Raw genomic sequence first — 26,541 nt, 5'->3', positions numbered from 1 at the left:
AATTCGATGGCTACTCGCCGTTTATTGGACGGAAGCTTCCTTTAAAATGGCTGCGGCCGTTAGTTCGTCTGTCACCAGTACTTGAATAAAGCCGCCATTTAAAGCCCCTAAAATACTTTCAGCTTTATGGGTTCCTTCTACAACAGCGATGACCGTTTTGACGCTCTTTAACTGCTCCAGTGATAAACCAATGACCTTTTGGTTCAGTTCATCTTGGACAGGTTTACCTTGACCGTCAAAGAAACGAAAGCCAATATCACCAACAGCCCCTGATTGCCTTAAACCAGATAAATCTTCTTCTTTTAAGTAACCAACTGTTTTTAACGTTGAACCTTTATGCGGGTTGCCAATACCGATGAGGGCAATATCTACATTTTTACCTTCTTCAAGCACAGCTTCTATATCCTGCATTGCCATGAGCCGCTCTTTTAATTCTTCTGTTTCTAAAATTGCCGGGGCATATAAATAGGAACACGTGCCATTCATTTTCTTTGCCAGCTCATATGCCAGCTGATTGGCATGAATGTCGACTGCCTGCCTGCCCATTCCGCCCTCTAATGGAATGACCTTCACATCGTTTCTTCGCTCGAACGGGTATTCCTTTACAAGCTCAGACAGTGTAGTTCCCCATGAAATGCCGATTTTCTCCGCGTCTTTCATGTTTTTAGATAAATAATAGGCGCCTGCTTGACCGACTGCCCGCTTCACCATCTCAGACATTGTCCCGACGCTTGGGACAACGACAGCATCTGTTAATTGAAAAGTTGTTTCTAGCTGTTTTTCCAGTTCCACCGTATGAATACTTTCATCTTTAATGTACACCTCAACGATTCCCACATCTTTTGCTTTTTGTAAGAGCTTTGAAATGACTGGTCTTGAGACATTGAGCTTTTTTGCGATTTCCTGCTGCGTCCACCCGTCTGTATAATAAAGATGAGCAACTTTGACGAGCTGTCGTCTTTCTTCCCAATTCAGCATGTGACATCATCCTTTTAATATACTATGATTCCCAGTATACCAAACATTCGTTTCTAATTGGCACAATTGTTATGAAAATGACAAAAAGAGCGATTACCTCTCCGCTCTTTTTCCCTCCGTATATTTTGGCTGATACGTTCTCCCGCCGTCTAACAGGATAATTTGTCCGTGCAAGTAGCTTCCCTCTTCACTTGTAAGAAATAAAGTGAGTCCTGCGATATCCTCAGGTCTTCCTAATCTCCCGACAGGAATGAGCGATTGTAGCTGCCTTTTCTCCACCTCAGTAGGATAGAGCGTATCAAGCATTTGAGATTCAATCACGCGGGGTGCAATCACATTGATACGCACATGGTGTGCCCCTAATTCCTTTACAAGCGAACGCATCAGGCCAAAAGCACCTGCTTTTGAGGCGTAATACTGAATTCCACCGCCTGAGCCAGTGATAGCAGATCCTGATCCAATCACGACAATGCTTCCTTCTTGCCGCTCACATATATAAGGTGCTGACGCTTTGATGCAATAGTAAAGACCATACAAGTTCACAGCCAGTGTCTTTTTCCAAAGTGAAAAATCGACTTCTAAAAAAGGAAGTGATTTTGTCATCCCTGCTGAATACACAAGATGAGCAATGCCGCCTAGCTCCCTTTCAGCTGCTGAGACCATCTGCTGAACACTTTCCCACGATGAAACGTCAGCTTGAAATGTCAGCAGCTCAGAGTGCTGTTTTTTTAAAAGCGAAAGTCCTTGTTCATCTATATCAGACACAGCCACTCTGTGCCCTTCTTTTAAAAAACGCTCGGCAATTTCCTTTCCAATCCCTTGGGCACCACCAACGATGAGAACCGGTTTTTGATCATTAGCCAGCACTCTCACCCCCATCAAGCATAATCGCTGCACCATCAGTAAATGCGCCATATGATGTACTTAAAAAGACCGTCATATGGGCCACAGTCTCCTTGATTTGCTCTGCATTAGGAATCAAATGGAGAGGGGGCGGTAATAAGGCGAGCACCCGAATGCCTTTGTCTTTAAATTCTCGCGCCAGCCCTTTTGTCATGGCATTCAGCATAGAATTCGATGTCGCATGTGAAATCCCGCCATCACCAGTGATACTGCCTGATGACGATATATTAATAATGCAGCCTTTTTTCTGGTCAACCATGTGCCATACGGCAGCTTGACTGGAAAGAAAGACAGTATTCACAGCTGTTTCCACTTCGTCCATCCACTCATTAGGGTGAGCGGCATCAAGCTCCGCCTCAGCTCCTTGCGCTGCTTGATTGACCAAAATATCCAGTTTCCCGCACGTATCGATCACTTGCCTCAGCATACGCGTGGCATCACGCGGCGTTTCTAGCGGGTTCATGATGATACTCGCCTGACCGCCCATTTTTTGAATGTCTTCACAAATGGTTCTAGCCTTTGATTCATCATGAAATGTGTGTAAAAAAACATGTGCACCTGCCTGGGCTAAAGCCAGGCAGATGGCTTCTCCAAATCCATCTGTGCTACCTGTTACAAGTGCCGCTTTCTGATGAAGCTGGACGTGCACATGCATCTCCTCCCTATCCCTTGTTTGGCATTTATTTTCTCAGCTTACTCACGATATCAAGAGCTGCTTCATAAAAACCTTCTGAGATGGTCGGATGCGGATGAATCATTTTCGCCATCTCTTCTGCTGTTCCTTCTAAATACATAAAGGAAGAAGCTTCTGAAATCATTTCTGTGACATGCGGACCAACCATCGTTGCACCGATCACTTCACCGTATGCTGTATCGTACACCAATTTAATAAAGCCTGTTTGAACACCTGCCGCTAACGCTTTACCGCTTGCCGCTAAATCAAATCGTTCAGTTTGTACGCTGAGCCCTTTGGCTTTTGCCTCTTTCTCCGTAAGACCAACACTTGCCACCTCTGGTAATGTATAAATACATCTAGGCATAATATCAGCATTCATTTTTTCAGGCACGCCGCAAATATTGCTGACCGCAACAGCAGCCTCTGCCATCGCCGCATGAGCCAGCTGATAACCGCCGGCGACATCCCCAACTGCGTATACACCTTCAGCACTTGTCTGCATCTGATTATTCACCTTGATAAACGGGCCATCGAGCTGAAGATCAAGCTGGTTAACAGCTGATACATTCGGTTTTCTTCCAACGCAGACAAGTAGTCTTTCCGCTGTAAAGATGTGCGTCTCCCCTTTATCATCTGTTGCATGAACCGCTTTGACTCCTTCGCTTTCCGTCACCTCTGTCACAGTGGTCTTCTTCGCGATATGGATGCCCTTTTTCTTGAGTTCTCTTTCTAGCAGCTTAGATGCTTCTTCATCCTCTTGTGGAATTATGGACGGTGCCGCTTCAATAATGGTGACTTTTGATTGAAGACTTTGGAAGATACAAGCAAGCTCAAGACCAATGACGCCTCCGCCAATAATGACGACAGAAGCAGGAATATCTGGGATGTCAAAGATTGTATCACTTGTATCAAATGAAATATCTTTAAGCCCCGGTATTGGCGGAATAGCTGGTGTAGATCCAGTAGCAATGATTAATTCTTTCGTTTCAATCGATTCTGATCCATCTTGTTTTTCTATTTCAATCCGATGCTTTGTCACTGCTGTGCCTCTGCCGTTATATACATCAATCTTTCCTTGCTTTAATAAAAAGGCGATTCCACCTCTGAGCTTTTCAATGACGTCATCTTTGCGCTTTCTCATTTTATCGAAGGAAAGAATCATGTCACCTGTTTCGATTCCCCAGCTTTTCGCCTTCTCGATTGATTCAATGACTTCTGCATGTTTCAGCAGGGTTTTTGAAGGGATACAGCCTCGATTTAAACAAGTACCGCCTAGAAAATCCTCCTCAATCAAAGCAACCTTCCGTCCGCGCTCAGCCGCTTGAAGGGCGGCAGTATACCCGCCAGGCCCTCCGCCAATGACTGTCAGATCATACGTTTTCGTCATCCGATTCATCTCCTACATTAGCAATTCAAATGGTTGTTCAAGCACTTTTTTAAGGTCTGTTAAAAAGGCAGCCGCTGGTGCGCCATCTACTACTCGGTGATCAAACGATAAACTGACACCCATCATTGGCCGCACCTGAATTTCTCCATCTACTGCAACAGGTTTATCTTGAATCCGTCCTACACCTAAAATCGCCACTTCTGGCTGATTAATGATCGGGGTAAAGGTATCAATGGCATACATGCCTAGGTTACTAATCGTAAAAGTGGATCCTTTCAGCTGGTCAGGAAGTAGTTTTTGATCACGTGCGTTTCGGCCAATTTCTTTCGCTTCTTTTGTCAGTTGTTTTAATCCTTTTTGATTCGCATGAGAAATGACTGGTACCATCAAGCCGTCTTTCACTGCAACAGCGAGACCAATGTGTACATCTTCATGGAAATGGAGCTCATTTTGTTCAAATGTCATATTGATCTGCGGGTGGCGCGTGAGTACATGGCTGACCGCATGAATGATGATTTCTGTGAACGACAGCCGGTAGCCTGTCTCTTTTTCAATCGCCGGAAGTAACTGCTGACGCACTTCTTTCGCTTTCGTTATATCAATTTCACTTGTTAATGTGACGTGCGGTGCTGTAAAGGCACTTTGTGACATGCGATCAGCAATCACTTTTCTCATGCCAGCTAATTTTTGTGTTTTCACAGGCGAAGCCTCTTTTGTTTGCGTTGCTGCTTGTACGTCACTCTTCATGATCTTACCGTGAGCGCCAGATCCAGAAACTGCTGCTAAATCAATTCCTTCACGAGCAGCGACTTTTTCTGCAAGTGGTGAGACGCGCTGGTCTTTCTCGCTAGAATGAACGACTGCCTCGACGTCCCGCTTTTGGACTCTGCCTTTTGGCCCTGTGCCAGATACCTCTTGAATTGCCACATGATGATCCTTTGCCGTTTTTCTCGCTGCGGGCGTGGCACGTACTTTTTCATCAGATGTTTTTGGGGCTTCAGTAGAACTGGATGATGCCGTGTCTGGTGAAGACGATTCGCCGCTTTCTGAGGAATCTTCATCAGCCTGTGCTGGTGGCTCGCTTGGCACCTGTTCATTTGCCTCTCCGATATATCCAATAACAGCATTGACTGGAATTTGATCATCAGCTTCGTAGTATTTCTTTAGAAAAATGCCGTCATCATAGGCTTCCACCTCGATGTTGATCTTGTCTGTCATAATTTCAAAAAGAGGCTCACCGATTTCAACCGAATCTCCTTCTTCTTTAAACCATTGAAGCAAGGTTCCGATCTCCATCGTACTGCTTAGCTTCGGCATAAATATCTCTTTTGGCATGATCTTCTCCCCTTTATTTAAGAGCGTACAAGCTCTTTTGCTGCTTCAATAATATCTGGCACTTGTGGAATGACCGCTTTTTCCAGTGTCGGGTTGTATGGTATTGGGACTGCAAGGCCGCCAAGTCGTTTAATCGGCGCATCTAAATAGTCAAACGCTTCACTTTCCGCTATCATACTTGCAATCTCTCCGCCGTAGCCGCCTCGTTTGACCGCCTCATGAACCACGATACATTTACCTGTTTTCTTCACAGATTCGATAATGGTTTCTTCATCTAATGGGACAAGTGTTCTTGGGTCAATGATTTCAACATCGATTCCCTCTGCTTCTAGTTCCTTCGCCGCTTCTAATGCTTTGTGTACCATAATCGCTGTTGCTACAATTGTGACGTCTTTCCCGCTTCTTTTCACATCAGCTTTCCCTAAAGGAATCGAATAAGGCTCTTCAGGCACTTCGCCGATTGTTTTATATAAAAGCTTGTGCTCGTAGAAAATGACAGGGTTGTCATCATCCATTGCTGCTTTTAAAAGTCCTTTGGCATCATAAGCTGTTGAAGGCTGAACTACCTTTAATCCCGGAATATGAGCCATCCACGCTTCTAAGCTTTGTGAATGCTGCGCTGCGGCACCCGTTCCTGATCCTGCTGGTGTTCTCACAACGAGTGGTACTTTTCCTTTTCCGCCAAACATGTATCGTGTTTTGGCTGCTTGGTTTACAAGCTGATCCATTGCGATTGTAATAAAGTCAGAGAATTGAAGCTCTAAAATCGGACGCATACCTGTCAAAGCCGCTCCGACTGCACCTCCTGCGATGGCAGCCTCAGAGATTGGTGTATTGCGTACGCGCTCCGGACCGAACTCTTCAATCATGCCGCGCGTGACCCCAAAAGCACCGCCATATACGCCGATATCCTCACCTAAAATGAATACATCTTGGTTCTCTCTCATTTCCAGACTCATAGCCTCTCGAACGGCTTCTAAATATGAAATCTCTCTCACTGTTGTTTTTGTCACGTGATTCCCCTCCTAATTAGGCGTATACATCCTCTAATAGTGTATCGATTGACGGTTCTTTACTGTTTTTAGCGAATTCTACAGACGCTTCAATTTCCTGCTTCGCTTCTTCCTGCAAGACCGCTGCCTGCTCTTCTGTCAAAACATTCAGTTCAATCAAGAGAGACTTAAAGCGCTTGATTCCGTCTTTTTGTCTCCACTCTGTTTCTTCTTCACGTGTACGGTATTTTTTCGCATCACTCTTAGAGTGACCTTTCCAGCGATACGTTTTCATTTCAATAAGTGATGGACCTTCTCCAGCTCTTGCGCGGCTGACTGCTTCATCTACTGAGTTCATAATCTCGACCATGTCATTTCCATCAATCGATTTCCCAGGTATTCCATAGCTTTCTGCTCTTGTTGAAATGTCTTCAATGTTGATCATTTCTTTTACAGGGCCAGACATGCCGTACTGATTGTTTTCACAAATGAATACAACAGGCAGATCCCAAATGGATGCAAGATTTAGCGCTTCGTGAAAGCTGCCTTCATTTGTCGCTCCATCTCCGAAGAAACAAAGAACAACATAGCCTTCCTGTTTCATTTTAGATGTGAGCGCTGCACCTGTTGCCAGCGGGATACCGCCGCCAACGATTCCATTTGCGCCAAGGTTCCCTTTTTCTAAATCAGCGATATGCATCGAGCCGCCTTTTCCTTTGCAATAGCCAGTCTCACGTCCGAATAGTTCTGCCATCATCTTATTGACCTCTGCACCTTTTGCAATACAGTGACCATGTCCACGGTGCGTGCTGACGATCTTATCTTCGTCCTTTAATACGGCAATTGATCCAACAGCTGACGCTTCCTGTCCGACACATAAATGAGTGGTTCCATGGATAAGTCCTTTGGCAAAGAATTGATCGACCTTTTCATCAAAATATCTCACTAACCACATTTGTTTATATAAATCTGCTAATCTCTCATGACTAATCTGTTCAGGCAAAGTGATTTGTTTTTGCATTTCTTCTCTCCCCTTTACATTTGTTCTTATATGTTACATTTGTAATTATCATACGTTTAAGTATCTTTGAAGTCAAGCATTTCTCTTTCATTTTTAAGCGTTTTCATCTTTTATCAGAAAAAAAGAGAAAGGCAAAGCCCTTTTCTAAAGAACTTCTCTTTCTCTTCCAATCTCCTAGGTTCTCATTCATCTGGGTACATCATGATTTTGACACTCTCACCTTCAGGGTGCCTTGCGCATTCTATCGCCTGAAGGAGCTGACTTAACGGATAACGATGCGTCACCATCTTTTCTGTGTTGACCACTTTTGCTCTTAAAAGTTCAAGGGCTTCGAGGTAGTGATAAGGATGTGAGGAATAGGCTCCTACTACTTTCACTTCATCATGGAAAAATCGATCAGCCGGAATGGAGACGTCTCCCTTTGGAAAATGAGCAAACACTAAAATCGTTCCGCCTCTCGCTACCGATTGAAATGCTTCTTTTAAAAGCGCACTACTCCCAACAGAAATAATGACGAGGTCTGCTCCCTTTCCATTTGTTTCTCTCATGACCCGGTCTTCCACCGGCTCAGAGGCTGGATGAAAAGCGACGTCTGCACCTAAATTTCTCGCTTGCAGCAGCCGGTTCTCATTCACATCCGTTATCATCACTTTCCCAGCTAAGTAATGTTTGGCAAGCTGTAGTTGAATGCAGCCAATTTGCCCCGCTCCAAGGATCAGTACAGAATCTCCTGGATGAACAGGTGCTCGTTCAAACCCATGCAGGCAGCAGGCGACTGGCTCCACCATCGCCCCTTGCTCATATGAGACGTCATTCGGGAGCTTGCCCATTGTGTGCTTGACATGTAATGCAGGTACGCGGATATACTCTGAAAACCCGCCTGGCTCTACATTAGTGGCTGCAAACTGCGGACACATTGTATAAAATCCCTTTTGACAAAAGTCACAGGTGAAGCAAGGTACATGATGCGCAACATAAACCCTGTCTCCCGTTTTTATATTTGTCACATTTTTTCCGGTTTCAACAACATCTCCAGCGATTTCGTGCCCTAGTACCGTTCCAGGAGGTACCGTCTCATGTGTTGCTTTGTAAATATCTGTGCCGCATAAGCCGCAGGCACGCATTCTTAATAGCACTTCATCATCACCAATCGCAGGCCGGTTCCGCTCCTCATACCGAATGTCCTCTGAAGAATAAAAGACAGCTGATTTCATGTAGCTGCATCCTCCTTTTCATCACCTTTCGCAAAATCCTGCAACGTTTGCACAAGCTGCTTGTACTCACTCATCTCACTGGATATCCAGTAACGTCCTCCGAATATGCGAGATGGGCCCACCCTGACATAGACTTTTCCGATATGAGGGTATGGCTTGATAAAAAGCTTTCCTTTAATATCAGAGACCGCATATGTGTGCCATCTGCCAAACGCTCCGATTTTGAGTTTATCTTCACTAATGATGACGTTTGTCGGCTGGTTCAGCCCAGTGATGCTAGAAAGCATGAGGATAGGCAGCGTATAAACGCCTAACACAGCTAACGGTTCAGGCCCTGCTGACATTAACGTATAAAGAGACCAAAGAAAAAACAGACAGATGAGTATGGCTGGAAGAAAAATAGACAACACTGCAGACGTTCGGCTATAAGCATGATGCTGCATGAGACGTCCTCCTTTCAGATACATAGAAGGAGCCGGGAAAGCAAAGCTCCTCCATAGAATGATTGTTTACTTAATATGATCGATGATTTTTTCAATATCATCTTCAATGCCAAATCCAGTTAAAAAGGATAATGTTTGAATCACAGGCGTTCCTTTCGTATCACTCACTGGTGTTGTCGTTACGATTAAATCGGCGCCTTCCGCTTTTTGCGGGACTTCAGATGCCTTGCACTGTTCCACCACGACATCATATCCTTTTTCCTTTAACGTCTCTTCGACCTTTTTGGCAACAACCGTTGATGTTGCAACCGCTGTTCCGCATGAAACCAATATTTTCTTTGCCATAAGAATCCCTCCAGCTCTTTTATTGATCTTTCTGATCTAAGCCCATTTCTTTCGCATACTGCTTTCTAATATCATTTCGCACCCAGTACCATAGGAGCGCATAAGCCAGAGCACAGATGATGGCTGCAATAAAGTACGGGTTGCTCGGATCAAGAAGTCTCACCATGATCCAAGGAATGACGTGGGAACCAAGGTCAATACCTGAAATCATATTGGCTCCTTCTGGGAAGTCAAACCCGACTGCTTTCCCCATTGTTGTCGCAAGCGGTGCGAGATTCGTTGCGATAAAGAAGACAATCATTAATGTAAAAATACTGTTAATAAGACCGCGAATAATGTTTCCACGAGCGGCTGCTACTGCCCATACAACTGTAAATGGTAGAACTGATAAGTCAGCAAACGGCAGCATGCCATTGTAAGGGAGAACGACTGCAAGTAGAATCGTAATCGGCACCATAAGAAGGGCTACCGCCATATTCGCCGGATGACCAATCACAATCGCTGTATCTAAACCAATATAGACATTTTTCCCAGGGAAGCGCTTTTGAATATAAGAACGAGCGCCTTCAGAGATTGGAATAAGACCTTCCATTAATAACGCAACCATTCTTGGCATTAGCACAAGAACTGCTGCCATTTGAATACCAAGCGTCATGACGCCTTTCGCATCATAGCCGCCTAAAAGACCAATAATGATACCAAGTATGAGACCCATCACAAGCGGTTCGCCAAAAATACCAAAACGTTTCTTCAATGTTTCTGGATCAGCATGAATTTTGTTTAAGCCAGGGATCTTGTCAATGATACGGTTGGACGCATACATAAGCGGTGCGAAGTTGACCGTTTCAGCATGAGCCATCGATACGCCTTTCAATCCAAAATGGTGTTCGATTGTCGGTGCCGTCCAATCAGCTAATTTAAGCGTGATAGCAGAGACGATCAAACCAACAGCAAGTGCCAAGAACATATTATGATAAGCGTAGTAAGTCACAGAGGCTGCGAAAATCAAATGCCAGAAGTTCCAAATATCCACATTCAGCGTTTTCGTAAAGTTAACGGACAATAAGATGACATTTAACAAAAGCACAAGAGGAATCATCAAAGGGGCAACAGGTGTACCGAAGGATATAGCCGCTCCAATCGGCCATCCAACATCCAAAATATCGAGCTTTAGGCCAAGGGAATTAACCATGGCTTTTGCTGCTGGCCCAAGGCCGCTCACAAGCAAATTAATGACAAGGTTGACACCGACAAACCCAATTCCGATCGTAATACCGGCTCGGAAGGATTTCTTAAAGCCTTGCCTTAAAATCATACCGAAAAGCGTCATAATAATCGGGAGCATAATAGTTGGTCCAAGGTCTAATATAAAATCGACAGCTTGCTTGATCATACATCCACCTCCTGGATTTTTCAGATAAAGCGCTTACATTATTTTGTGAAAGGCTATTGGTTTAATTCTTTCTGAAGCACAGCAACCGCTTCTTCATACGACGTCATATCAGACAGCTTCGTCATCACCTCTTCTTTTCTAAAAAGTGTCATGAGCTTCTCTAACATCACAAGCTGCTTACTAGGTTCAGAGATTGCTAGGACGAACACAATTTTAGCTAGCACAGTTTCATCCGGGCTCCCCATCTTGTGAAAGATGACAGGTTCCTTTAAAGTGGCTACACTAATCGCCGGTTTGTTCACATGCTCAGGATCTGTATGTGGAATTGCTACCCCAAAGGTCGCAAGTGGAAGGCCCGTAGGATATGTTTTTTCTCTTTCAAGCACAGCTGGTAAAAAGCTTGACTTAATATATCCTCCCGCCTCTAATCGCTCTGCTAAATATGTGGTCACCTCCTCTCTTGAAGATGCATCGTACTGCAGCTTGATCAGTTGTTCATCTAACTCAAACAAGTTGTTCAAACAACCACTCCTTTCATTTGGTATAAATATGAACACATGTAACAAAAAGAAAGAACATTTTGGAATAGAACCTTTTATAAAGCGCTTACAAATATGCATCCTGAAAAATGTTCAATGTTGTTACCTTTGTAAAGATATTATAATATTCTAAATTATAAGTCAATGTTCCTAGGGAAAATTTTATAAAAAAAGAGCAGTCTTCTGCATCTTTCATCAACTCTGCTCTACTTCTTATTAAATGTGACTTCCTCTCTCTAATCACTCAGTACTTGCTCTTTGATGTCAGCAACAACATTATCATTCATACGGAAAAAAGGCCCTTAGCCATCGAAATACATACAGTCCTGTACTTCATAAATAGCGAAGCGTCTTCCGCTCTCTGATCAGCTATGTTTCATTTATTTAAATAAAAAAAGAAACGCCATCCTCAAGAGGCGCTTCTTTTCCCGGGAAATGTTCTTATTGGGCAGAGAGCTTTAAATTGACGCCAACGGCAGTTCCGTTTCTCGAGGAGTCAGCCACTCCAGTAAAGGTTCCTGCTTTTCGATCAATGAGTAGCGCTTGGACATTTCCTATATCAATAGGCGAATTGCCGAAACGATGTCCCATGTCATTAAGCTTTGTTCTCACATCGAGAGGGACACCTACTTCATAACGATAAGAAGTTGGGCTGTTTGTGTAAATTCTTGGTTCTTCAACTGCATCCTGAAGCTCCATCTCATATTCAAGCAAATTCAAAATGGTTTGTGAAACAGAAGCAATAATGGTCGTTCCTCCCGGTGAACCTACTGTCATGACAGGCTCATTATCTTTAAAAATGATGGTCGGTGTCATACTAGACAATGGTCGTTTATTCGGCTGAACTTCATTTGCTCCGCCTGGTCTTGCATCAAAATCTGTTAGTTCATTGTTTAAGAAGAAACCATATTCCGGGACGAGAATCCCTGTACCAAATAACTGTTCAATGGTTGTCGTGAATGACACAACATTTCCCCACTGATCGGCAACAGTAAAATGTGTGGTCTCACCAATGGTTTTATCTTCAGGCTGTGGAACAATAGAAGATGGATTTTTTTCATCCTCATACGCCCACGGATCTCCTTCTTTCGGGTTACGATTCTTTTGATCTAATTGAATAAGAGAGGCTCTTTCTGAAATGTAATCATCGTCTAATAGTCCTTTTAGTGGAACATCTACGAACTCGGGGTCGCCGGCATATGCAGCACGGTCAGCATAGGAGAGATGCATTGTTTCAGCAAGTAGCTGATATTTTTCAAATGATTTGGGGTCATATTGAGATAGGTTAAAGTGGTCAAGTATTTTGAGAATTTGCAGCATAAACACCCCGCCTGAGCTTGGTGGAGGCATACTTGCAAGCTGGTATCCTTTATAGTCTCCCCAGATAGGCTTGTCAGTCTCGACCTCATAACGACCAATGTCATCAGTTGTCATCGTCCCGCCAAAATCCTGGACTGTATTTGCAAGTGCCTTTGCTACTTTTCCTTCATAAAATGCTTTGCTTCCTTTTTTCGCAATGAGCTTAAATGTTTTTGCAAGACCTGGCTGAACTAGGAGGTCTCCTTCTTTGAGCGGCTGATCATCTGGAAGAAAGATTGGCGCTGCGGCCGTTTTTTTCAATTTTCCTTGATGATCATCAATGGCTTTTGCCAGAACAGAATCGATTTCAAATCCATCCTCTGCAAGCTCAATGGAAGGCTTAATCAATTCCTTCATCGAGCGGGTTCCCCACTTTTCTAATGCCGCCTCAAGACCTTTCACAGTCCCTGGAACACCAACAGCATTACCGTGTGTGGATCGCTCAGCAAACGGGATGACTTTCCCCTCATCTGTTAAAAACATGTCTGGTGTTGCGCCTTGTGGTGCTCTTTCTCGACTATTGATGATGGATGTTTCTTTTGTCTTCCCATCATAAACCATCATAAATCCTCCGCCACCAATTCCAGACATCATTGGCTCTGTCACATTCAGTGCGTACTGGATGGCAACAGCAGCGTCAACAGCGTTTCCACCTTTCTTTAATACATCTGCACCCACTTCTGATGCGAGTGGATGGGCAGTAGCCACCATGCCATCCTTCCCAACAGCTACTTTATTCCCATGAGTTTCGTTTGCAGTGACCTGACTGACAGGCAGAAAAAACGAGAAAACCAACAGACATATGGACAAAATAGTTAGAGAAATGCGTTTCATACACAACACCCCTTCCATATTCTTACTTTGACCATACCGACTTCTTGACCAGAATACAATAGATTATTCTAAAATTTCTAAATTTTTCATTATATCTTCCTATATTCACCAAATATAAAGCGGATTTTCAAAACATATGACACATGTACTAAGTAGGTATAAAGACACTATCCTTTCATGTCTTTGATTTCGCGGTATAATAAACGCATCACAAAGGGGGAAGAATGATGAATCAGCAGAGCACCTTATTTTGGGAAACTTATTGGAAAGAAAAATCAGAAAGCGCACCAATTGACGCATCTGTTTCCGCTTGGGCATTTGGAGCAGACCCAGATCATTTACTTGACCTTGTTCTGCAAGGGAAAAAAACAGCGACATGTTCTGGGCATCTTTTTTACGAAAAGGAACAGGAGCCGCTTCCAAAGGCAGGACAATATGCGGTCATTTTAGACAGCCATGACGAACCAAAAGCCATCATAGAGATCACACATGTAGATGTCATGCCAATGAATGAGGTTCCAGAATCATTTGCCCAAGCAGAAGGCGAAGGCGATCTTTCTTATAACTATTGGTACAAAGCCCATCAAGCATTTTTCACAGAAGCACTCAAACCGTACGGATTAGAATTTAAAGAAGACATGCTCCTAGTTTGCGAGCGATTTAAACTAATATATTCAGCTTCTTAAGCTTTAAGCGGCGCCAAGAATGGACCGCTTTTTTCATTTCTTTTCTCCTTTCTGAAAAAGGTGTGTTGAGAACACATCTTTAGGTCAGAATAAGATCAAATAGAAAAAGTGAAGAAATTTTCGACTACACCTGTTTTTTTTCGACAAAAGAATATATAATTATTTGATGTGTGCATTGTCTCATTTATACAATGGAGGGTTTTTACATGTTAAAAAGGAAAAAAGACAAGTTTTCCGTCTTGTTAACGGAAATTGCTAAAAATTTAGATGAAACTGCTGAGTATTTTGTTAGCTATAAAGTAACAAATCAAACCACTCTGAAAGAATTTTCTGACACATTGAAGGAATATGAGACAAAAGGTGATAATCATGTTCATACGATGATTAAAGAGCTGAACAAAGCCTTTATTACGCCGATTGAACGTGAAGACATTCTTCAATTGACGAATAGCCTCGACGATGTTTTAGATGGAATTGAGCATTTTTCAGCGACAATGGAAATTTATTCAATGACAAGCTCTGACGAACATATCGACAAATTCAGCCACTACATCAGAGAATGTGCAAAGGAAATTTTAATTACAATCGATTTACTGGCTGAAAATCGCTTAAAAGATATTCAACCACACGCAATCAAAATCAAAGAGATCGAGCATAATTGTGACAATCTTTATCGTAAATCACTAAAGAACTTGTTCGGAAAAGAAACTGATCCAATCAAGGTCATTCAATACAAAGAAATTTACGAAACACTTGAAGAAATTGCTGATTCCTGTCAAAGTGTTGCCAACAATCTAGAAACAATCATTATGAAGAATGCGTAACGGGGTTAGTTAAACATGGACACATTACTCATCCTTACCATATTTATTGTCATTTGTGCACTTGCTTTTGATTTCATCAACGGATTCCACGATACAGCAAATGCCATTGCCACTTCGGTTTCAACAAAGGCGTTAAAGCCTAGACATGCTATTATTATGGCAGCGTTCATGAACTTCTTAGGAGCAATGACATTTACAGGTGTGGCAAAGTCCATTACAAAAGACATCGCAGATCCTTTCACACTTCAAAACGGTTCTGTCGTCATTTTGGCTGCTTTAATTGCGGCCATTACTTGGAACTTGCTTACTTGGTATTACGGAATTCCGAGTAGTTCTTCGCACGCACTGATCGGATCAATTGCAGGAGCTGTTATTGCCTCTGCTGGTTTTGGCGCTTTAAACTATTCGGGGTTCATTAAAATCATTCAAGCACTGTTGCTTTCACCTATCCTAGCTTTCGTATTGGGATATATCGTGTATACCATTATCAAAATTATATTCAGAAACAACAATCTCGCAAAAACAAATAAACAATTCCGACGTGTTCAAATTTTAACTGCTGCACTGCAATCGTATACCCACGGAACAAACGATGCGCAAAAAGCGATGGGAATTATTACGATGGCTTTAATTGCAGGTAATTTGCATACAACTGACGACATTCCTTTCTGGGTACAATTCTCTTGTGCGCTTGCAATGGGACTAGGTACTTCTATTGGCGGCTGGAAGATTATTAAAACAGTCGGCGGTAAAATTATGAAAATTCGTCCAGTAAACGGAGTATCAGCTGACTTAACGGGTGCAGCTATTATCTTCGGAGCGACATTTATTCACTTACCTGTTAGTACCACTCACGTGATCTCATCTTCTATTCTAGGTGTAGGTTCTGCACACAGAGTAAAAGGAGTAAACTGGGGTACGGCAAAACGCATGCTCGTCACTTGGGTGATCACATTACCGATTTCGGGAACTCTAGGGGCTCTTATATACTTTGTGTTAAATGCGATTATCTAATATCAAAGACCTGTCAGACAGGTCTTTTTTTATTTGTCTGCACCCTTTTCCTGCAAGCCATTTTTTCATGAAGCAGGGTTTCCAATCATATCCATAGAAATGAATAAGTATCCATCTGTCTATGGGAGAGAAGAACATGCTATTATTTTTTCAATTGACCGTGTGGTTATTGCTAGGTGCTCTTGCTGTATATGTATTTGCCGTATGGCGCTTTGAACAAAAAGTAAAAGAAAAGATGTTTGCCATTCGTAAAACGTGGTATTGGATTTATGTAGCTGGTGCTGTTGTGTACTGGACAAATGACCCTTCTTCAATCTTCACCGATTGGATGCACTACTTGATTATTGCCGTTTTTTTTGCATTAACCGATGCATTCATCTTTCTCAGCTCCTATATTAAAAAACTCGGAAATCACGAACTGGAAACCGACACCCATCAACTCCTAGAACAAAATAACGATCTACTTCATTCTTACCTCAATAAGCTAAAAACGTACCAATACCTATTGAAAAATGAACCGATTCATGTATATTATGGAAGTGTAGAGGCATATATAGAGGGAATTGAACGGCTCATTTATTCTTTTGCCGACAAAATGAATATTCAAGCGGTTCTTTGTCCATACGATACGCAGGAACAAAAAGATGACCTGCTGCGGACACTTGACCAGCGCTCTCTTATTCAGGCGAAGCTTGACAGGCAGGAAGTCTATTACGATGATTTCGGCAAATTGGTGCTCATCCCGTTTTCTGTAGCAGATGATCACTTCGTCATTAAGCTCACCTCTGATGACATTGTCACTGAGTTCGACTATTTATTAATGACGTCACTTACAACAATTTATGACCTAATCTTGCCTGACGAAGAGGAAGGTGATGAAGATGGACCACGCACTTCAAGGGGATAACAACAATCGCAAGAAAAACCCTTTTAAGATTTTAAAGAAAAAGCAACATATTAGTATGGCGGATTACAAGGTAAGCCCCCATACTGAGCGTATTTTTAAAAAGAACGAACAGCTCTTGGATGAGTATAAAAATAAAAGGGCTTGATTACACTAAAGGACGCGGAACAAAATCCGCGTCCTGCTTCCATTTTCACATAGACTTGCATACAATAATCTATACGCTGCAACGATTGAGGTGCCAATAAATGAAAAAGAAAATCAAACAATTGAGATATGTTCAGTTTGCTGAATATAAGTCGTCGCCTTATATGCGTCGATTAAATGAGCAAAGTGAAGCAATCATCCAATCATACAAACAGAAACACTCACTTACTTAACAGCTTCAAAAGCTTTTCCTTCGTTTTAGGTCCGTATACCCCATCACTTGTCAGACCATTTACCAGCTGAAAACGCGCTACGGCGTTCGCCGTTTTTTCTCCGTAAACTCCGTCTATTCCTTTATTTGCAGCTGCTTTATCAGGATAAAAATAAACAGCAGCAAGTGCTTGTTGGACGAGGCGTACGTGCTCTCCCTTTGTCAATGGAGAAGTCACCTTTAAAACCCCATCTGGCAGCTCATACAAACTCTTTGCATCGTTACGATAAATTTTGAGAACTTGTCCAATTTGAATCTTGTTCGGATCGCTAATGTCATTCCACTTCTGTAAATCCTGAACTGTGACCCCGTGAGCTTTCGCAATACTCGTTAACGTATCACCGCTTTTCACGACATACGTGATGACCGTCTCCGGATCTTCTGCCGTTCCAATCCCTTTTTTAAATTCATCCCAAGTAGATAGAAGCTGGCGTGGACATGCTTTTCCAGACCAGTACTGATGTGTGACCACGTTTGCTAGCGGAATGTGATGTTCTTTTAACAGCTTTTGAATGAGCCATTGTGCATGTTTGACCGCTTGCTGAAAATTCCCATCTACATTCTCACAAATTTCAATTCCGATCGACTTCCGGTTACCATTCCCATGACCATCCCCTGCATGCCAGCCATTTTCATTTAACGGCAGATGCTGAAAGATTTCATGATCATCCACTGTAAAGTGCCAGCTCACCTCTGTCGTTGGGCTTTTTACATAGGCCGCATGACTTTTCGCATCCGCTCCCTTTGACGTGTTTGCTGTGTTGTGCACCGTTACATACTCCGGTGTCATCGCATATCCTGGGCGGTTTCCGTTTCCAACTGGAATAAAATCTTGATAAATTTGTACCATCTACTGCACTCCCTTTTGCTAGATTGAATTGATCTTTCTCATCAATCGGTGGCATTCGTAAGACAATACTTGTTTGTTTTCATGAGAAGACTATGGTAAAATTTGAATTCAATTCACTCTTTTTAGTCGTGAAACGTGCAAAAATACAGAAAAAAACAGGAATTAATTCCATTTTTCCTTGATTTTATGTTAAAATTGTTAAAAATAAGCCGATAATAAAAGTAAGTAATAGCTCATTTAGCTATTTAGTCCTATATGGACTTTTCTTTTACGCCAAAAATAGAACATACGTTTGTATGGAGGTTTTCAAATGACTGGTTTTTTAACCCATTTAGAAGAAGATATTAAGCGTTTATATGCTCAATTACAAATAAGCGGTCCTGCTTATAGAGAGATGCAAAGGATCGCTTCTGAATTTCGCGTGTGGGTCCATTACGAGGAGACTGGCAGCATGATGATCCAGCATCAAGGACTTTACAGTATTATCTTAAACAGATCCCTATCACCTGAAGAACAGTGGCAGGATTTCGCCCACGAGCTTTGTCATGTGCTAAAGCATACAGGCAACCATTTCAAAATGAACAAACTCTTTCGAGAACTGCAGGAGTTTCAGGCAAAACAATTCATGTATCACTTTTGTGTTCCAACCTTTATACTGATGAAAATGAAGCTTCCACCCCTTCGGCAGCAAGCCATTTTGCATATTACTCAAACGTTTCACGTCACTTGGGCTTTTGCTGAAAAACGGCTTGCCTTATTCGAACAGCGAAAAGCAGGTATTCGCTTTCAACAGGAGTTTACGTCTTATTTAATGAAAGCAGAAAGAGTCGCTGAAAAAGAAGCAGTTTATCAAACGTAAATCATCGCATAAAAGTTTATTCATAAAGGGCTAATACTTGTTTGAGTACATTTGTGTACCGATAAAATTGTTCAGTTTGTGTATCTCGCCGGTATTGACGCCTAAAGTCTTGAAAGAATGCTCTTCTTTGCGCCTGACTAATTTCAAGTTGTACACTTTTTCCTGTCAGACATTTGTTATTGATATTATCAGGATGCGTTCCAGAAAAACGATCAGATTCGGCTAGCAGCAATGCTTGAAAGCCATTTTGCGTTAAACGCTTCACAGTTTCTGCCGCTCTTTCTCTGTCTGTACCTCCCACTAACGTTTGAAGCACCTCTGTTTCTCCGTAGCCATGAAGTGCAAACGTATAATGATGGGTATGCACTTCTGAAAGGCAAAGCGGCTCATCAAAGCGTGTACTTGTAATATGAAGAACATGATTGCCTTTTACTTTAAGGCCTTCAAATAAATACATAGAATAGTCACTAGAAATTTCATGAACAAGCTCACTCACGCCTGATTCAATTCCTCCAGCATGAGGAGACAAAACTAGCAGCTGGTCACCTTTCCGCTTGTGAAGAATTTGATAATCAATCCCTTTTCTTTCATGAGCGGAGAGCTCTTCATAATTTTCATACGTATCGATAATTTGCCTCATGTCATCTGCTCCATTTCTTTATATGAGCATAAGTCTACTGATCCCTCATTCTTTTGTAAAGAGGTTTCGAATCAAATATACCACTTGAATTCTTCCTTAAATTTTCCTTACATTTACGGCATTCTGTTGAATTTTGAGAAAAAATGACCGATAATTGAAACGAATAGAACTTTTGGACTATATGAATCTTTTTGTATTCTCTCTCATAAATTAGAAATATTGTGATCTACATCTGGAGGAATTCATGTTAAAAAAGAAAACGACCCTCACTCTTATCATCTTACTCCTTAGCTTCGCTGGCATTATTTATTGGAAATGCTTCTCTCTTCAAGGCGTGTCTCACGGAACATTCATCCGCTCGATGTCATCACCTGACGGAATGTATATCATCAACACCTATCAGCATAGCGGAGGAAAGCTAAAGGAAAACGCAGTCAGAGCAGAAATTGAAAACAAACTGACCCATCGCAAGAAAACGATTTACTGGAAATACCCTGATAAGGACCCTCTCATCCAATGGAAAAACGGACAGCTTGTTCAAATTGGACATGAGTTTTTAAATGTGGTGAAAGGCGACACGTACGATTATCGCTTTGATCAGAACAAGAGAAAATAATGCATCAAAAAAACGAATCCCTCTTGGATTCGTTTTTTACGTTGACATGACGGTTTGCATGAATTTCTTCATATTCTTACTAACCGTCGTCAATCGATCGACAATTTCACTAAACTCTGTCACAAGTAAAGCCTGTTCTGATGAAGAACCTTTCATATGGTCCATACTTTCAAGTAATGTATGTATATTGGAGGAGATTCCTTGCAGTGAGCTTTCGATGTTTTCTGTTGCACGTGAAGTTTCACTTGAAAGCTTTTGAACCTCACTTGCTACAACACTAAAACCTGCTCCCTCTTTTCCTGCCCTGGCAGCTTCAATTGACGCATTCAATCCTAGCAAACTCGTTTGTTTCGAGATGCCTTTAATCATTTTTGTAATATCGGCTGTTTGTTTCGAGCTTTCAAGAGTTTGCTGCGTTTGTAAGGTCATCTCCTCACTTGTAGCAGAGAGCTCCTCTGAATGTGCCGCCACCACGTGCACTTTTTCTTGAATACTTTGAATAATGTCATTCAATGAATCCATATACGCTTCAAGCTCTATTTGATTTTTGAGTGGAAATCCTAAAGCGAGGGCACCAATCACTTGCCCGTTTTCATCAAAAATGGGCAATCCCATCGCATTTAATGGTACTCCATATACTGATTCAGGCACAAACATACTCGATGTCTCACCTCTCAGCGCTTTTTTCATATTCAGATCATCTGGTTTAATACGTTCACCAGCTCGAATTTGAAAATCAACATCTTTCGATGGCAAATACAGCAAAAATTTCTCTCGGTCAATGACACCCATCGTCACTTCATTTTTTAAAATCTGCATCATATAAGGTGCTGCTGTCACTATACTCTGTAGTATATCCATTTTCTCTACCCTCTTGTATTATTTATCGGTCGTTCTTCTTAAAATAATAGTTATTTTTTAAAAATAATGATGATGATGAAAGTTATTTCTCATATGTACGAGTAAAAAGAAGGAAATTCCCTCTTTATATTCAACAAAACGTAAATTTGCTATAATTCAAGTATCAACATATGATGAAATGGTCATGTAATCATTTTATATATTCATTGGAGGCGCATGTTGTGAGACAACCTATGACATATGAGCGGGCGATCGTCATTGGCGGCGGCATGACGGGAATACTCGCTGCAAAAGTTTTATCAACGTTGTATCATCAAGTTTTCATTATCGAAAAGGACGAAATGCCAGACTCTCCTAAGAATCGTCTCGGCACTCCTCAAGCTTTTCATCCACATAGAATGCTGCCACTAGGCAAGCAAATAGTGGAACGTCTATTTCCTGGTTATACAAAAGAGTTACTGACAATGGGCGGATTTAATACGTGGCATCAAACCTCTCGTTTTATTACAAAAGATGGTGAGTTAACGCTTACTGATACCGAAGAAACAGCCGTCACAAGACGTGCCATGCTAGAGTGGGTGCTGATGCAAAGAATGTTAAATGAGGGACGGGTGCAATGTTTAGAAAAACATGAACCCCTCTCACTTCAGTTGAAAGAGGGAACAAACCAAGTCATTGGACTGGTCGTGAAAGATCGGCATGAAAAACCAGGAAGCATTCGTGAAATGAAAGCAGACTTAGTGGTCGATGCGTCTGGAAGAATGTCTAAATTGCCAAAATGGCTGAAGGATGCTGGACTGACCTTACCACGGGCAGATGAATTAACGGTGTCACTCGGTTACAGCACAAGATACTACAAGATACAACCAGAAGCGCCATACCAGCAATCAATGGTCGTCGTGGGTCAGCCGGAAAGGCAAATCCCAACAGGACTATTTGAACGGGTAGATCATGATTTAGTAGCTGTTCTTCTCTCTGCAGCTGGCGGATCACATTATCCAACAACAGACGCTGATCAATTTGATTTAGAAACAGCTGCACTCGCGCATCCCGCAATAGCAGATGCCATCACTCATTTAACGCCCTATACAAAGCCAAAAGGATTTAGAGTCCCTTCTTGCGTGAGATATCACTATGAACAAATGCACGACTGGCCAAGTGGATTATTGGTGATGGGCGATGCCTTGTGTACATTAGATCCCATTCATGGTCAAGGAATGACAAAGGCCGCACTCGAAGCACAAACTCTTGAGCGCATGCTCAAACAAGCACAAGAAAATGAGCGGCTATCTTTTGAAAAGGACACGTTACAACAAATGCAGCACGCGAGTGAACTTGGCTGGTGGCTTTGTGCAATTGCTGATATGGCGTGGGAAGGCGTCGAGTTAAAAGGAGAAAAAACCATTCCTCATTTAACGTTTGTACAGGAATTTTTAAATCGCTACGTACAATACGCCATTGTCACAAAACAGCCTAAATGTCTTGAAGCGTATCACCGGATGCATTCTTTCTTAATAGAACCGAGAGACATCATCAACTTAGAACAGTTGCATGTCATGATTCAAGCCGACGCCTCTGGAGAAACTGCCGAATGGTGGAGCCAGTGGGATAAAGAGGATGATGAAGGCAATCGAGCTTTTTTCCATGAAGCGGTTCCTGACTTTCGTTTGCATCACTTGCTTTCATTAGATTGAAACAAAAAAAGCCCCTTAGTGGGGCTTTTTCATTAACGTAATAATTGAAGTACGTTTTGCGGCTGTTGGTTTGCTTGAGCTAACATTGCTTGAGATGCTTGAGAAAGAATGTTGTTCTTTGTGAACTCACTCATTTCTTTCGCCATGTCAACGTCACGAATACGTGACTCAGCAGCTGTTAAGTTTTCAGCAGAAGCACCAAGGTTGTTGATTGTGTGCTCTAGGCGGTTTTGGACTGCTCCAAGTGCTGAACGCTGTTTAGATACTGCGCCGATGGCTTCATCAATTTTTGCTACTTCAACGTCAAAGTCAAAACCATCTTCATTTACTTTAATATCTTTGACAGTCAAGGTTTCAGCGTCCATTTTGCCGATCTGAACGTTGATATTTTGCTCAATGTTAGCGCCAATTTGAAATTGGAATCCATCTTCAACGCTACCATCCAACAGATTTTTTCCGTTAAATGCTGTACGCTGAGAAATTCCATCAATTTCATCTACCAAAGCCGTGAGCTCTTCTTGAATAGCTGTTAAATCTTCTGTTTGTTGAGTCCCAACGTTACCCGCTTGAACTGTTAATTCACGCATACGTTGAAGGATCGCATGTGTTTCAGTTAATGCACCTTCAGCTGTTTGAATAAGAGAGATACCGTCTTGTGCGTTTTTAGATGCCATTTCTAAGCCGCGGATTTGTCCACGCATTTTTTCAGAGATGGCTAGCCCTGCTGCGTCATCTCCTGCACGGTTGATACGAAGACCAGAAGAAAGCTTCTCCATGTTCTTTTGCCCTGCTCCATTGTTTGCAGACAAACGGTTCAGTGTGTTAAGTGCTGCGATATTGTGGTTAATTCTCATGTTTCATGACCTCCATGTGTTTGAACCAATTGAACATCCTTGTCCAAAAGTTCTAAATTAGAATTTTTTTGTAAGCCTTACAATCCATTTATCGAACTTTAATGGAATTTGTTTAACAAAAAAGGAATAAATAAGGAATAAGTCTCATTCGTTATGATCGTTTCGCTAGAGTATGCCAAATTTAAAGGTCATTTTTCATAATTTATCAGAGGGATTTAAGAATCATAAGACTGGAGAAAATACGAAGAAAAAAACAGCATAAAAAAAAGCCCCATAAAGGGGCCTGTCATTAACGTAGTAATTGAAGTACGTTTTGTGGCTGTTGGTTCGCTTGTGCAAGCATTGCTTGAGACGCTTGAGAAAGAATGTTGTTCTTCGTGAACTCACTCATTTCTTTCGCCATGTCAACGTCACGGATACGAGACTCAGCAGCTGTTAAGTTTTCACCAGAAGCACCAAGGTTGTTGATTGTGTGCTCTAGACGGTTTTGAACCGCACCAAGTTTACCACGCTCAGAAGATACTTTATTGATTGCAGCATCTACTTTGTCTAATAAAGCATCTGTATTAGCAGCTGTAGCAGTTGTTACAACGTAATCTGCTTTCAACATATCAAGACCAGTAGCAGCAGTACCCATGTTACCAATATTAACAGTTAATTGTTGAGTTTTGTTAGCACCGATTTGGAAAGTAAATCCATCTGTAGCCGTACCATCAAGTAATTTTTTACCGTTGAATGCAGTACGATTAGAGATACCATCTACTTCATCTAAAAGGTTGTCGATCTCATCTTGGATTGCTTTAAGATCTGTAGTAGCATCTTGTGTACCAGTATTACCCGCTTGAACAGTTAGTTCACGAACACGTTGAAGGATTGAGTGAGTTTCAGTCAATGCACCTTCAGCTGTTTGGATAAGAGAGATACCGTCTTGTGCGTTTTTAGATGCCATTTCTAATCCGCGGATTTGTCCACGCATTTTTTCAGAGATGGCAAGACCTGCTGCGTCATCTCCTGCACGGTTGATTTTAAGACCAGAAGAAAGTTTCTCCATGTTCTTTTGGCTTGAAGCGGTGTTTGCAGACAAACGGTTTAATGTGTTAAGTGCTGCGATATTGTGGTTAATTCTCATTTCCTATTACCTCCATGTATGTGGGACCTGACAGACGTCCTTGTCTGAAAAAAGTCCGTTATTCTAGGGCTTATCAACCCTGACAATTCTATTATCGGACGTGTTTATAGGATGTTTAGCAGATTTTTAAAAAAATATCACTTTTTTTCATGACGTTGATCCTAACTTTAACAATTCTATAAAAAATGCTGCTGATTTTAAATCAGCAGCTTTACCATTTTAAAAATATCAGTATTGTTTGATATCAAACATTAAGATATTTTGGTACACCACATAATCCTTCTTACTTGTGAAGGGGCCTTTATTGTGTTCATCATTGATTTCATAGAAGTTCATCCCAATTCCAAAACTTCTTTCTTTATACCAGTTAAGAAAATCGTTAATTTCTTTCGTTGATAGCAAATAATCCTTTTGCAGTCCGTTTATCATGGTAATTGAAAGTATACCTTTTGTTACTTCTTCTCCAGGTTTTGTTCCGTCCTGATCTTTCGGTTCTTCGGTTGTGCCATCACCAGGCTTAGTTTCGTCCTGATCTTTCGGTTCTTCGGTTGTGCCATCACCAGGCTTAGTTCCGTCCTGATCTTTCGGTTCTTCGGTTGTGCCATCACCAGGCTTAGTTCCGTCCTGATCTTTCGGCTCTTCTGTTGACCCATCATCAGGCTTTGTCCCGTCCTGATCTTTTGGTTCTTCGGTTGTGCCATCATCTGGCTTTAATTCACCTTCAGCAATTTGCAATTCTTTTAATGAAATAGAAATCACTGATTTGTAATCACTTTTAATCGATTTTGAATGATAATATTCTTTGAAATTCCTTCCACCTATGATATATATCGTACCATCAAGTGTTACAGCACTTGATCCCACTCTAGCTTCAGGCAATTTGCTTATACTTTTTTTCACAGAATTAGACATAACATCATAATATTGTGTATAAGGTGAGATTAGGCTGGATCTGTCATCGTCATACTGACCGCCAGCCATAAACAATTTCCCCTGATATGTTGTAAATGCAGCCCCTAGTTGATAAAACTTCAACTGTGACTTTGTTTGTACCCATTGATTTGTTTCAATGCTATATTCATATACTTGGGCATTTTTATGATTACTAACTGTTCTTTCCCCACCTGTGGCATAGATTTTATTGTTAATGACTTCTGACATAGACATACCAGTAAATTGCTGAGGAAACATTTTTAATTGTTGCCATTTATCCGTTTTTGTATCATAACTATAAAAATTATGTTCTTGATTAGGACTTTTATTCGTTGCAAGAATATAAATTTTATCATTTACAACACTTGCACTTATATCGCCTTTTGTCACAGCTAGGTATGGTATATTAATTGGTGCTTCTGCCCATGTATCTAATTCTGCATCATAAATATCAATCGTATTTGTGCTATCTTGATATGCTCCTCCAATGATATATACTTTTTCACCTATCGCCACTGCAGCACTATCTGTTCTTTCTCTTGGCATGTCAGCTTTTGAACTCCACTCATTTTTGTGAGGATCATACATGTAGGTATTTTTATTACTATATGATTTTTCACTGCTTCCCCCAAAAACAAAAATCTTCCCATCTACTACTGCGGAACTAGAATGAAGTCTCTCTTCCGGTAAGTCCGCTCGCTTCTTCCAGCCATTTGTCTCTGCTGCATAAGCTTTTAACGGATGAATTGTAACCATCATAAAAATGGTCAAAAGCACTAAAAATAAACCTTTTTTCATCGTTTCTTTCCTCCATATCTTAAATATCCCTCCTTTTATCGA

27 protein-coding genes are annotated in these 26,541 nt (G+C 41.6%); 8 read left to right on the top strand and 19 right to left on the bottom strand.

Annotated elements, in window-relative coordinates:
- Nucleotides 1-21: 21 nt before the first annotated feature.
- The 13 genes from MHB79_RS06220 to ggt all read right to left on the bottom strand — a co-directional run bounded on the left by MHB79_RS06220 (nucleotide 22) and on the right by ggt (nucleotide 13,419).
- Complete coding sequence (locus MHB79_RS06220; RefSeq protein ID WP_050945210.1) at nucleotides 22-978, bottom strand: sugar-binding transcriptional regulator; 957 nt, start codon at nucleotides 976-978, stop codon at nucleotides 22-24.
- Nucleotides 979-1,071: 93 nt separating this feature from the next.
- The gene (locus MHB79_RS06215; protein ID WP_340990568.1) at nucleotides 1,072-1,857 is read right to left on the bottom strand and encodes an SDR family NAD(P)-dependent oxidoreductase; all 786 of its coding nucleotides are present in this window, start codon (nucleotides 1,855-1,857) and stop codon (nucleotides 1,072-1,074) included.
- The gene (locus MHB79_RS06210; RefSeq protein ID WP_233421732.1) at nucleotides 1,835-2,536 is read right to left on the bottom strand and encodes an SDR family NAD(P)-dependent oxidoreductase; all 702 of its coding nucleotides are present in this window, start codon (nucleotides 2,534-2,536) and stop codon (nucleotides 1,835-1,837) included. Before MHB79_RS06210 ends, MHB79_RS06215 begins: the two co-directional genes overlap by 23 nt.
- A gap of 25 nt (nucleotides 2,537-2,561) precedes the next feature.
- The gene (gene lpdA, locus MHB79_RS06205) at nucleotides 2,562-3,944 is read right to left on the bottom strand and encodes a dihydrolipoyl dehydrogenase (RefSeq protein WP_268484321.1); all 1,383 of its coding nucleotides are present in this window, start codon (nucleotides 3,942-3,944) and stop codon (nucleotides 2,562-2,564) included.
- A 12-nt stretch (nucleotides 3,945-3,956) separates the two neighbouring features.
- On the bottom strand, nucleotides 3,957-5,279 hold the full coding sequence (locus tag MHB79_RS06200; RefSeq protein ID WP_340989322.1) for a dihydrolipoamide acetyltransferase family protein: 1,323 nt from the start codon (nucleotides 5,277-5,279) through the stop codon (nucleotides 3,957-3,959).
- A gap of 17 nt (nucleotides 5,280-5,296) precedes the next feature.
- Nucleotides 5,297-6,277, bottom strand: coding sequence for an alpha-ketoacid dehydrogenase subunit beta (locus tag MHB79_RS06195; RefSeq protein WP_340990566.1), 981 nt, complete (start codon nucleotides 6,275-6,277; stop codon nucleotides 5,297-5,299).
- 31 nt (nucleotides 6,278-6,308) lie between these two features.
- Nucleotides 6,309-7,292 carry a pyruvate dehydrogenase (acetyl-transferring) E1 component subunit alpha gene (gene pdhA / locus MHB79_RS06190; RefSeq protein ID WP_340989321.1) on the bottom strand — a complete coding sequence of 328 codons (984 nt, stop codon included), beginning with the start codon at nucleotides 7,290-7,292 and terminating at the stop codon, nucleotides 6,309-6,311.
- Nucleotides 7,293-7,474: 182 nt separating this feature from the next.
- On the bottom strand, nucleotides 7,475-8,506 hold the full coding sequence (locus MHB79_RS06185; protein WP_251190953.1) for an alcohol dehydrogenase catalytic domain-containing protein: 1,032 nt from the start codon (nucleotides 8,504-8,506) through the stop codon (nucleotides 7,475-7,477).
- Entirely contained in the window at nucleotides 8,503-8,949 is a 447-nt protein-coding gene (locus tag MHB79_RS06180; RefSeq protein ID WP_268458812.1) for a hypothetical protein, read from the bottom strand. The genes MHB79_RS06185 and MHB79_RS06180 overlap by 4 nt, the downstream gene beginning before the upstream one ends.
- 66 nt (nucleotides 8,950-9,015) lie before the next feature.
- A complete protein-coding gene (locus MHB79_RS06175) occupies nucleotides 9,016-9,294 on the bottom strand; it encodes a PTS sugar transporter subunit IIB (RefSeq protein WP_003212259.1) in 279 nt (92 codons plus the stop codon).
- 19 nt (nucleotides 9,295-9,313) lie between these two features.
- Nucleotides 9,314-10,687, bottom strand: a complete 1,374-nt coding sequence (locus MHB79_RS06170) for a PTS galactitol transporter subunit IIC (RefSeq protein ID WP_003210771.1) — start codon at nucleotides 10,685-10,687, stop codon at nucleotides 9,314-9,316.
- A 53-nt stretch (nucleotides 10,688-10,740) separates the two neighbouring features.
- Entirely contained in the window at nucleotides 10,741-11,208 is a 468-nt protein-coding gene (locus MHB79_RS06165) for a PTS sugar transporter subunit IIA (RefSeq protein WP_106029849.1), read from the bottom strand.
- Nucleotides 11,209-11,667: 459 nt separating this feature from the next.
- A complete protein-coding gene (ggt, locus tag MHB79_RS06160; protein WP_340989318.1) occupies nucleotides 11,668-13,419 on the bottom strand; it encodes a gamma-glutamyltransferase in 1,752 nt (583 codons plus the stop codon).
- 227 nt (nucleotides 13,420-13,646) lie between these two features.
- Here ggt and MHB79_RS06155 point away from each other — a divergent pair, with 227 nt between their 5' ends.
- From MHB79_RS06155 to MHB79_RS06135, 5 genes are all read left to right on the top strand, one after another.
- Complete coding sequence (locus tag MHB79_RS06155; RefSeq protein WP_050945220.1) at nucleotides 13,647-14,105, top strand: ASCH domain-containing protein; 459 nt, start codon at nucleotides 13,647-13,649, stop codon at nucleotides 14,103-14,105.
- Nucleotides 14,106-14,311: 206 nt separating this feature from the next.
- Nucleotides 14,312-14,929 (top strand): DUF47 domain-containing protein, encoded by a 618-nt coding sequence (locus tag MHB79_RS06150; RefSeq protein WP_003212390.1) that lies wholly within the window; start codon nucleotides 14,312-14,314, stop codon nucleotides 14,927-14,929.
- 15 nt (nucleotides 14,930-14,944) lie between these two features.
- Nucleotides 14,945-15,943 (top strand): inorganic phosphate transporter, encoded by a 999-nt coding sequence (locus MHB79_RS06145; RefSeq protein ID WP_003210927.1) that lies wholly within the window; start codon nucleotides 14,945-14,947, stop codon nucleotides 15,941-15,943.
- 136 nt (nucleotides 15,944-16,079) lie between these two features.
- Nucleotides 16,080-16,850 carry a type II toxin-antitoxin system SpoIISA family toxin gene (locus MHB79_RS06140; protein ID WP_050945221.1) on the top strand — a complete coding sequence of 257 codons (771 nt, stop codon included), beginning with the start codon at nucleotides 16,080-16,082 and terminating at the stop codon, nucleotides 16,848-16,850.
- Complete coding sequence (locus tag MHB79_RS06135; RefSeq protein WP_080984789.1) at nucleotides 16,819-16,995, top strand: type II toxin-antitoxin system SpoIISB family antitoxin; 177 nt, start codon at nucleotides 16,819-16,821, stop codon at nucleotides 16,993-16,995. The genes MHB79_RS06140 and MHB79_RS06135 overlap by 32 nt, the downstream gene beginning before the upstream one ends.
- A gap of 220 nt (nucleotides 16,996-17,215) precedes the next feature.
- On the opposite strand, the gene MHB79_RS06130 is transcribed toward MHB79_RS06135, so the two are convergent.
- The gene (locus MHB79_RS06130) at nucleotides 17,216-18,115 is read right to left on the bottom strand and encodes an N-acetylmuramoyl-L-alanine amidase (RefSeq protein ID WP_050945222.1); all 900 of its coding nucleotides are present in this window, start codon (nucleotides 18,113-18,115) and stop codon (nucleotides 17,216-17,218) included.
- Nucleotides 18,116-18,425: 310 nt separating this feature from the next.
- Here MHB79_RS06130 and MHB79_RS06125 point away from each other — a divergent pair, with 310 nt between their 5' ends.
- Nucleotides 18,426-18,974 carry an ImmA/IrrE family metallo-endopeptidase gene (locus MHB79_RS06125; protein ID WP_340989316.1) on the top strand — a complete coding sequence of 183 codons (549 nt, stop codon included), beginning with the start codon at nucleotides 18,426-18,428 and terminating at the stop codon, nucleotides 18,972-18,974.
- A gap of 16 nt (nucleotides 18,975-18,990) precedes the next feature.
- On the opposite strand, the gene MHB79_RS06120 is transcribed toward MHB79_RS06125, so the two are convergent.
- Complete coding sequence (locus MHB79_RS06120; protein ID WP_050945224.1) at nucleotides 18,991-19,614, bottom strand: poly-gamma-glutamate hydrolase family protein; 624 nt, start codon at nucleotides 19,612-19,614, stop codon at nucleotides 18,991-18,993.
- Nucleotides 19,615-19,858: 244 nt separating this feature from the next.
- Between MHB79_RS06120 and MHB79_RS06115 the strand changes: the two genes are divergently transcribed.
- The gene (locus MHB79_RS06115) at nucleotides 19,859-20,230 is read left to right on the top strand and encodes a DUF5412 domain-containing protein (RefSeq protein WP_044138938.1); all 372 of its coding nucleotides are present in this window, start codon (nucleotides 19,859-19,861) and stop codon (nucleotides 20,228-20,230) included.
- A gap of 36 nt (nucleotides 20,231-20,266) precedes the next feature.
- On the opposite strand, the gene MHB79_RS06110 is transcribed toward MHB79_RS06115, so the two are convergent.
- Nucleotides 20,267-21,091 carry a methyl-accepting chemotaxis protein gene (locus tag MHB79_RS06110; protein ID WP_050945225.1) on the bottom strand — a complete coding sequence of 275 codons (825 nt, stop codon included), beginning with the start codon at nucleotides 21,089-21,091 and terminating at the stop codon, nucleotides 20,267-20,269.
- Nucleotides 21,092-21,312: 221 nt separating this feature from the next.
- Between MHB79_RS06110 and MHB79_RS06105 the strand changes: the two genes are divergently transcribed.
- Complete coding sequence (locus MHB79_RS06105) at nucleotides 21,313-22,785, top strand: NAD(P)/FAD-dependent oxidoreductase (RefSeq protein WP_340989314.1); 1,473 nt, start codon at nucleotides 21,313-21,315, stop codon at nucleotides 22,783-22,785.
- Nucleotides 22,786-22,817: 32 nt separating this feature from the next.
- Here MHB79_RS06105 and hag (MHB79_RS06100) read toward each other — a convergent pair whose 3' ends face one another.
- From hag (MHB79_RS06100) to MHB79_RS06090, 3 genes are all read right to left on the bottom strand, one after another.
- On the bottom strand, nucleotides 22,818-23,639 hold the full coding sequence (gene hag / locus MHB79_RS06100; protein ID WP_044141245.1) for a flagellin Hag: 822 nt from the start codon (nucleotides 23,637-23,639) through the stop codon (nucleotides 22,818-22,820).
- Between the two features lie 289 nt (nucleotides 23,640-23,928).
- Complete coding sequence (hag, locus tag MHB79_RS06095; protein WP_106029857.1) at nucleotides 23,929-24,768, bottom strand: flagellin Hag; 840 nt, start codon at nucleotides 24,766-24,768, stop codon at nucleotides 23,929-23,931.
- Nucleotides 24,769-24,996: 228 nt separating this feature from the next.
- Complete coding sequence (locus tag MHB79_RS06090; protein WP_340989312.1) at nucleotides 24,997-26,499, bottom strand: Kelch repeat-containing protein; 1,503 nt, start codon at nucleotides 26,497-26,499, stop codon at nucleotides 24,997-24,999.
- Between the last annotated feature and the right edge of the window lie 42 nt (nucleotides 26,500-26,541).

It is taken from the genome of Bacillus sp. FSL M7-0558, assembly GCF_038003245.1.
Taxonomy (GTDB): domain Bacteria; phylum Bacillota; class Bacilli; order Bacillales; family Bacillaceae; genus Bacillus; species Bacillus pumilus.
Note: the sequence above shows the minus strand (reverse complement) of the source record. Positions and strands in the feature narration are given on the sequence as shown.